The 6999-nt window shown below is 73.8% G+C and carries 5 protein-coding genes and 1 riboswitch; all 5 genes read right to left on the reverse strand.

All coding sequences use genetic code 11. The annotated features are described in order from the left end of the window. Positions 1-6 precede the first annotated feature (6 nt). Positions 7-1404, reverse strand: coding sequence for a cobyrinate a,c-diamide synthase (locus tag ACQKIP_RS05225; RefSeq protein WP_365853267.1), 1398 nt, complete (start codon positions 1402-1404; stop codon positions 7-9). Beyond that, a complete protein-coding gene (gene cobO / locus ACQKIP_RS05230; protein WP_190083331.1) occupies positions 1398-2006 on the reverse strand; it encodes a cob(I)yrinic acid a,c-diamide adenosyltransferase in 609 nt (202 codons plus the stop codon). Before cobO ends, ACQKIP_RS05225 begins: the two co-directional genes overlap by 7 nt. Then, on the reverse strand, positions 2006-4057 hold the full coding sequence (locus ACQKIP_RS05235) for a putative cobaltochelatase (RefSeq protein ID WP_365853269.1): 2052 nt from the start codon (positions 4055-4057) through the stop codon (positions 2006-2008). Before ACQKIP_RS05235 ends, cobO begins: the two co-directional genes overlap by 1 nt. Before the next feature lie 67 nt (positions 4058-4124). After that, positions 4125-5633: a cobyric acid synthase gene (locus tag ACQKIP_RS05240; protein WP_365853271.1), complete on the reverse strand. Its 1509-nt coding sequence runs from the start codon at positions 5631-5633 to the stop codon at positions 4125-4127. After that, the gene (locus ACQKIP_RS05245; protein ID WP_365853273.1) at positions 5633-6571 is read right to left on the reverse strand and encodes a cobalamin biosynthesis protein; all 939 of its coding nucleotides are present in this window, start codon (positions 6569-6571) and stop codon (positions 5633-5635) included. Before ACQKIP_RS05245 ends, ACQKIP_RS05240 begins: the two co-directional genes overlap by 1 nt. A gap of 104 nt (positions 6572-6675) precedes the next feature. Then, positions 6676-6804, reverse strand: a riboswitch (cobalamin riboswitch). Positions 6805-6999 lie beyond the last annotated feature (195 nt).

The following is a 6999-nucleotide window of genomic DNA, read 5'->3' on the forward strand; positions in this document are numbered from 1 at the left end:
CGGTTCTCACCCCCCGCACCTCTGCGTGAACCGGCGGGCGATGCCGGGCTCGGCGGCCCAGTGCGTGTGCAGATAGCTCGCGTGCACGCCCTGCTGCACGAAGCCCTCGACGCGCCGCTGGGGGGAGTGCATTCCCCAGGCGGGCGCCGCCCCCGCGCCGGGTTCGACGACGGTGCGGTGGAACTCGTGCCCCCGCATCCGGGTCCCGGCCGCGGCGAGAGGGCTGTCGGACACGGCGACGGCGTCGCGGTAGCCGAGCGTCAGGCGCTCCGACATACGGGCATGTGCGTCGAGCACGCCGCACATCGGCTTCCCGTCGAGCTCCCGGGTCAGGTAGAGCAGCCCGGCGCACTCGGCGGCGACGGGCGCCCCGCTCAGCGCGAGCTCGGCGACGGCCTTGCGCAGCGGTTCGTTGGCGGACAGCTCGGGCGCGTACACCTCGGGGAACCCGCCCCCGATGATCAGCCCCGCGGTGCCGGGCGGCAGCTTTTCGTCGTGCAGCGGATCGAAGACGACGACGTCGGCCCCGGCGGCGGTCAGGAGCTCGGTGTGCTCGGTGTACGAGAACGAGAACGCGGCCCCGCCCGCGACGGCGACCACGGGCCTGTGTCCGCCGTCCTGCAACGGCTTGTCCTGCAACGCCTCGTCCCGCAATGCCTCGTCCGGCGTACGAGGAGCTCCCGCGCCCGGATCCCACGTCTCGCCGGTCATCGGGGGCGCACTGCGCGCCAGCGCGAGAATCGCGTCGAGATCGCAGCCCTCCCGCACCCGGGCGGCCAGGGCGGCCACCGAGTCGACGGCTTCGGTCTGCCGCTCGGCCACCGGGACGAGCCCCAGATGCCGTGAGGGCGTCCGGACCTGGCCGACCCGGCCGAGCGCGCCGAGGACCGGCACCCCGGACTCGCCGAGGGCGTCCCGCAGCAGCTCCTCGTGCCGTGCGGACCCCACCTTGTTGAGGATCACGCCCCCGATCCGCACCTCCGGGTCCCAGGACGCGAACCCGTGCACCAGCGCGGCGACGGAGCGGGACTGCGAGGAGGCGTCGACGACGAGCACCACGGGCGCCCTCAGCAGCTTCGACACATGCGCGGTGGAGGCGAGTTCACCCTGCCCGGAGACCCCGTCGTACAGCCCCATGACGCCCTCGACCACGGCGAGATCGGCCCCGCGCGCCCCGTGGTTGAACAGCGGCGCCACCATCTGCGGCCCGCACATGAACGCGTCGAGGTTCCGCCCGGGGCGTCCCGTGGCCAGCGCGTGATAGCCGGGGTCGATGTAGTCGGGCCCCACCTTGTGCGGGGACACGGAGAGCCCTGCCGCCGCGAACGCGGCCATCAACCCCGTGGCCACGGTCGTCTTCCCGCTCCCGGACGACGGCGCGGCAACGACAAGCCGAGCTACCACTCGATGCCCCTCTGGCCCTTCTGGCCGGCGTCCATCGGATGCTTGACCTTGGACATGTCGGTGACCAGATCGGCGAACTCGACCAGCGCGTCCGGTGCGTAGCGCCCGGTGATGACGACGTGCTGGTGCCCGGGACGATTGCGCAGGACTTCGACCACCTCGTCCACGTCGATCCACCCCCAGTGCAGGAGATAGGCGAACTCGTCCAGGACGTACAGCGAGTACGTCTCGGCGGCCAGGTCACGCTTGACCTGCTCCCACCCCTCGCGGGCCTTGTCCTCGTGGCTGGGCTCGCCCTCGGCGGGCGCGCGCTGGATCCACGACCAGCCCTCGCCCATCTTGTTCCAGGTGACGGACCCGCCCTCGTCGGACGCCCCGAGCACCTTCAGGGCGTTCTCCTCGCCGACCTTCCACTTCGCCGACTTCACGAACTGGAAGACCCCGATGGGCCACCCCTGATTCCAGGCCCGCAGCGCCATCCCGAAAGCGGCGGTGGACTTTCCCTTGCCGATCCCGGTGTGCACCATGACCAGCGGCCGGTTGCGCCGCTGACGCGTGGTGAGTCCGTCGTCCGGCACCACGTTCGGCTGTCCCTGCGGCATCAGGCCACGCTCCTCATCCGATGTCCCTGTACGTCCTTGACGAGCCCGGCGATGGACTCGGCCCGCAGCTCGTCGAGCGTCACGGCGGTCCCGCCGAGCTCCCCCGCGAGCTGTCCCGCGAGCCCGAGCCGCACGGGCCCCGACTCGCAGTCGACGACCACTGAGGCGATGTTGGCGGCCCCGAAGAGCCGCGCCGCGCGCCCCGCCGTCGCCACCGGCTCCACGCCTCCCGTGGCCCGGCCGTCCGTGACGACCACGACCAGCGGCCGCCGTGCCGGGTCCCGCAGCCGCTCGACCCGCAGCACCTCGTGCGCCCTGAGCAGCCCGGCCGCCAGCGGCGTACGCCCGCCCGTGGGCAGCGTCTCCAGACGGGCGGCGGCAGCGTCGACGGACGAGGTCGGCGGCAACGCCACCTCGGCATCGGCGCCCCGGAAGGTCACGAGCCCGACCTTGTCCCGGCGCTGGTAGGCATCGAGCAGCAGCGAGAGCACCGCCCCCTTCACGGCGCTCATCCGCTTCCGCGCGGCCATCGACCCGGAGGCGTCCACCACGAAGAGCACGAGGTTGCCCTCACGCCCCTCCCGCGTCGCCTGCCGCAGATCGTCCCGCCGCACGACGAGCCCCCGGCCCGAACGCCCGCGCGCCCGCTGGTGCGGGGCAGCCGCCTGCACGGTGGCCGCCAGGTGCAGCTTGGTGAGCGCCCCCTGCGGCCGCCGGGCCCCCGTGGTGCGCCCGTGCTCGGTCCGCGCCCTGGAGCGCCGCCCGGCGGCACCCTCGCCGAGGCCGGGCACGCTCAGCATCTTCGTGCGGAACGGCTCGGAGGCTCCTACGGCCTGCTGCTCGGCGGCAGCCGCGGCGGGAGCCTGCGCGGGGGATGCGTCGTCGTCCTGCTTGCCGTCGAGCCCGCTGTCGTCGGCGGGGGAGTCATGTGCGTCGGGTGCCGGGGCATCGGGTGTTTCGGGTGCCTCGGGCCCGCCTTGGGGCGGCACGCCGCCCCCGCCCGGACCGTCGGGGTCGTCGTCCCCGTCCGTGCCTTCGTCGTCGCCGTTCTGCTCCAGGGTGTCGTCGAGCTTGTCCTCGTCGAGCCCCGGCGCGTCGAAGGGGTTGCGCCGCCGCCGGTGCGGAAGCGCGAGGAGAGCGGCCTGCCGTACGTCCTCGGCCAGTACGTCCTCGCGCCCGGCCCAGGCGGCGAGCGCCGTCGCCGTACGCGCCATCACGATGTCGGCCCGCATCCCGTCGACCTCGAAGGCCGCGCAGGTCGCGGCGATCTGCCGCAACGCGCCGTCGCCGAGCCGCACCCGGGGCAGCAGCGCGCGTGCCGCGACGATCCGCTCGCGCAGCGCGGACTCGTCCTCGTGCCACCGCGCGGCGAACCCTTCCGCGTCGTCGTCGTACGCGAGCCGCCGCCGTACGACCTCGACCCGCTGATCGGTCTCGCGCGACGCGGCGACCTCGACGGTGAGGCCGAACCGGTCGAGCAACTGCGGGCGAAGCTCGCCCTCTTCGGGGTTCATGGTGCCCACGAGCAGGAACCGCGCGGCATGCCGCACGGACACGCCCTCGCGCTCGACGTACGAGGCGCCCATCGCGGCGGCGTCGAGCAGCAGGTCGACCAAGTGGTCGTGCAGCAGGTTGACTTCGTCGACGTAGAGGATGCCGCGGTGGGCGTCGGCGAGCAGCCCCGGCTCGAAGGCCTTGACGCCCTCTGCGAGCGCCCGCTCGATGTCCAGGGCCCCGACGAGGCGGTCCTCGGAGGCACCGACGGGCAGCTCGACCATGCGGGCGTCCCGCACCGACGCCCCGCCCGCCTCGTGCGGACCGTCGGGGCAGGCGGGGTCCGGGGCGGCCGGGTCGCAGGAGAAGCGGCATCCGGCGACGACGGGCACCTGCGGCAGGAGCGCGGAGAGCGCCCGCACGGCGGTGGACTTGGCGGTGCCCTTCTCGCCGCGGACGAGCACACCGCCGACGGCCGGCGAGACGGCGTTGAGCAGCAGGGCGAGCCGCAGGTCGTCCTGCCCGACGAGAGCGGTGAACGGATAGGGGGTGCTCACAAGGCCTCCAGTACGTGGTTCGGGGCGGGGCAGCGGGCAGCGGATCTCGCCCGCCCCGCTCCGCCGGTCATGAGGGCGCCCCGGGTGCGATGAAGGGGAGGCCGGAGGGGGCGCCGGTCTCGATCAGGCGGAGCAGCGCGTCCGTGTCCGCGTGGTGCTCGATCAGGTCGCCGAGCAGGTCGAGCTGCTCCTCGCGCAGCGCGCTGAAGCTGGTGTCGGGCGCGGGCACGAAGCGGCGCCCCGCGGCGCGGGCGACCTCGGCAAGGAAGCGGCGCCGGAACGCGTCGCTCTCCAGGGAGCCGTGCCAGTGCGTGCCCCACACCTCGCCCACCCGGCAGCCGTCCAGGAAGGGTTCCTCGCCCAGGACTTCGGCGACGCCGTGGTGGATCTCGTACCCCTCGACGGGTTCGCCGAGAGCCTCGCCGACCGGCCTCGCGAGGGTCTTCTCGCGCGCGAACCGCACGCGCACGGGCAGCAGTCCGAGGCCGTCCACGGCTCCCGCCCGTGACTCGACGTCGTCCTCGATGTGCTCGCCGAGCACCTGGAAGCCGCCGCAGATCCCGAGCACGGGGCGCCCCTCGGCCGCGCGCCGCGCGATGGCGTCCGCGAGGCCGCGCTCGCGCAGCCACTCAAGGGCGCGGACGGTGCCGCGCGTACCCGGTACGACCACGAGATCGGCGTCGACGAGTTCCTCGGCGCGGTCCACGAACCGCACCACCACGCCGGGTTCGGCGGCCAGCGCGTCGACGTCCGTGAAGTTCGACATCAGCGGCACGGCACAGACGGCGACCCGCAGCACGTCGTCGCCGACCGGGGGAGCGACGACGGACTCCCGTACGGCACCCCGCAGGGACACCCGCAGGCCGTCCTCCTCGTCGATGCCGAGGCCGTGCTGGAACGGCAGCACTCCGAACGTGCGCCGGCCGGTGAGGTCCTTGAGCATGTCGAGCCCGGGTTCGAGCAGCGAGACGTCGCCCCGGAACTTGTTGACGAGATATCCGGCGACCAGCTCCTGGTCCGCGGCGCTCAGCAGCGCGGTGGTCCCGAAGAAGGAGGCGAAGACGCCCCCGCGGTCGATGTCGCCGACGACGAGGACGGGGAAGCGGGCGGCCCGCGCGATGCCCATGTTCACGATGTCCGTGCGCCGCAGGTTGATCTCGGCGGGGCTGCCCGCGCCTTCGCAGATCACGGCGTCATAGCTGCCCCGGAGTTCTTCGAGGCATCCCACGACGGTGGAGAGCAACTGTTCCTGGCGCCCTCCGTGATAGCCCCGCGCACTCATCTCGCCCACGGGTTTGCCCATCAGGACGACCTGGCTGCTGCGGTCACTGCCCGGCTTGAGCAGCACGGGGTTCATCAGCGCGCTCGGCTCGACCCGGGCGGCCTGCGCCTGCATGGCCTGGGCCCGCCCGATCTCCGCTCCCTCGCGCGTGACGAAGGAGTTGAGGGACATGTTCTGTGCCTTGAACGGCGCGACCGAGACCCCCTTACGGGCCAGCCACCGGCAGATCCCGGCGGTGATCACGCTCTTGCCGGCATCCGACGTGGTGCCGGCGACGAGCAGCCCACCACTCATCACGCCCCGCCCTTCCGTATGGTGCTCACCGCTGCCGCGACCCCCAGGGCAAGCAGCCCCACCCGGCGCGACAGCTTCACGGCCCGTTCGATGTCGGCGACTTCGACGCCGCGCCCGTCCCCGTTCAGGACGGGCCGGTGCTCGACCCGGCCTCCGTACGAGAGGCTCCCCCCGAGCCTTACCCCCAACGCCCCCGCGAAGGCCGCCTCTACGGGCCCCGCGTTGGGGCTCGGATGCCTGCCGGCGTCCGCGCGCCAGGCGCGCAGGGCGCCCCGCGGCGCGTCCCCGGCGGCCGCCGCGAGGACGGCGGTGAGCCGGGCCCCGGGCCACCCCAGAACATCGTCGAGGCGTGCGGAGGCCCATCCGTAGCGCCGGTACTTCGGGGACTTGTGTCCGACCATGGCGTCGAGCGTGTTCACGGCCCGGAAGCCGACGAGCCCGGGCACCCCGCCGAGCGCGCCCCACACCAGGGCGCCGACCACGGCGTCGGAGGTGTTCTCGGCGACGGACTCGACCACGGCCCGCGCGATGCCGTCGGCGTCGAGGGCCTGCGGATCCCGCCCGCACAGATGCGGCAGGCGCTCCCTGGCGACCTCGACGTCCCCGGCGGCGAGCGCCCCGCCGATGGCCCGCGCCTCACGCCCGAGCGAGGTGCCGCCGACCACGGCCCAGGTGGTGGCGGCGGTCAGGGCGACAGAGGCGGCGCGTGAGTCACGTACTAGAGCGGAGGCCAGGGCGGCGGCACCGGCCGCACCTCCGGCGCACACCACGGCGTGCAGGGCGCCCCACCCGCGGTGGTCACGCCACAGCACACGCTCGACGGCACCGGCGGCCCGACCGAACACGGCGACCGGATGCCCGCGGCGGGGATCGCCGAGGAACAGATCACCGAGGAGGCCGGCGGCGGCGCCGTACGCGAAGTCGCGATCGGCACTCATGGCTTCAGCCGGCCGGTACGTGGAGAGGAGCAGACAGGGTCACAGGGACCGGCAACGGGCGGCCGCGCATGGCGATATGTCCTCACTCAGGGTGTCCGCGCCCTGATTCGACGAGATCGGCGGCGAGAGTTCCTGGCTTCCGGGGACCCTGCTGGGCAGTTCCCCGGTGACAGTGGCGGGACCGCGCCGGATTCGCACCGGCTTCCTCTTCTGCCGCCGTAATGGCTCGGGAAGTCCACCACGCCCACGTACGCCCGTCAACTTGCCGTTGACCTGGGACGGGAGAGTGTGCCGAGGCCCACAGCCGGGCCCGCGCACAAAGAGCCGGGCCCACGCACAAAGGCGGGGTGGGGGGCGCCGCCCCGGCCCCCCCCCCCCCCCGAGGGCCGCCCGGGCGGCGCCGAGCACATAGATGCCGGACCCCCCCG

This window comes from Streptomyces sp. NPDC059900 (assembly GCF_050270335.1).
In the GTDB taxonomy this organism is placed as follows: domain Bacteria; phylum Actinomycetota; class Actinomycetes; order Streptomycetales; family Streptomycetaceae; genus Streptomyces.

Coding starts and splice junctions, on each gene's coding strand:
- cobO (WP_190083331.1), bottom strand. CDS start 2,006: ATGCCGCAGGGACAGCCGAACGTGGTGCCGGACGACGGACTCACCACG.
- ACQKIP_RS05240 (WP_365853271.1), bottom strand. CDS start 5,633: ATGAGTGGTGGGCTGCTCGTCGCCGGCACCACGTCGGATGCCGGCAAG.
- ACQKIP_RS05245 (WP_365853273.1), bottom strand. CDS start 6,571: ATGAGTGCCGATCGCGACTTCGCGTACGGCGCCGCCGCCGGCCTCCTC.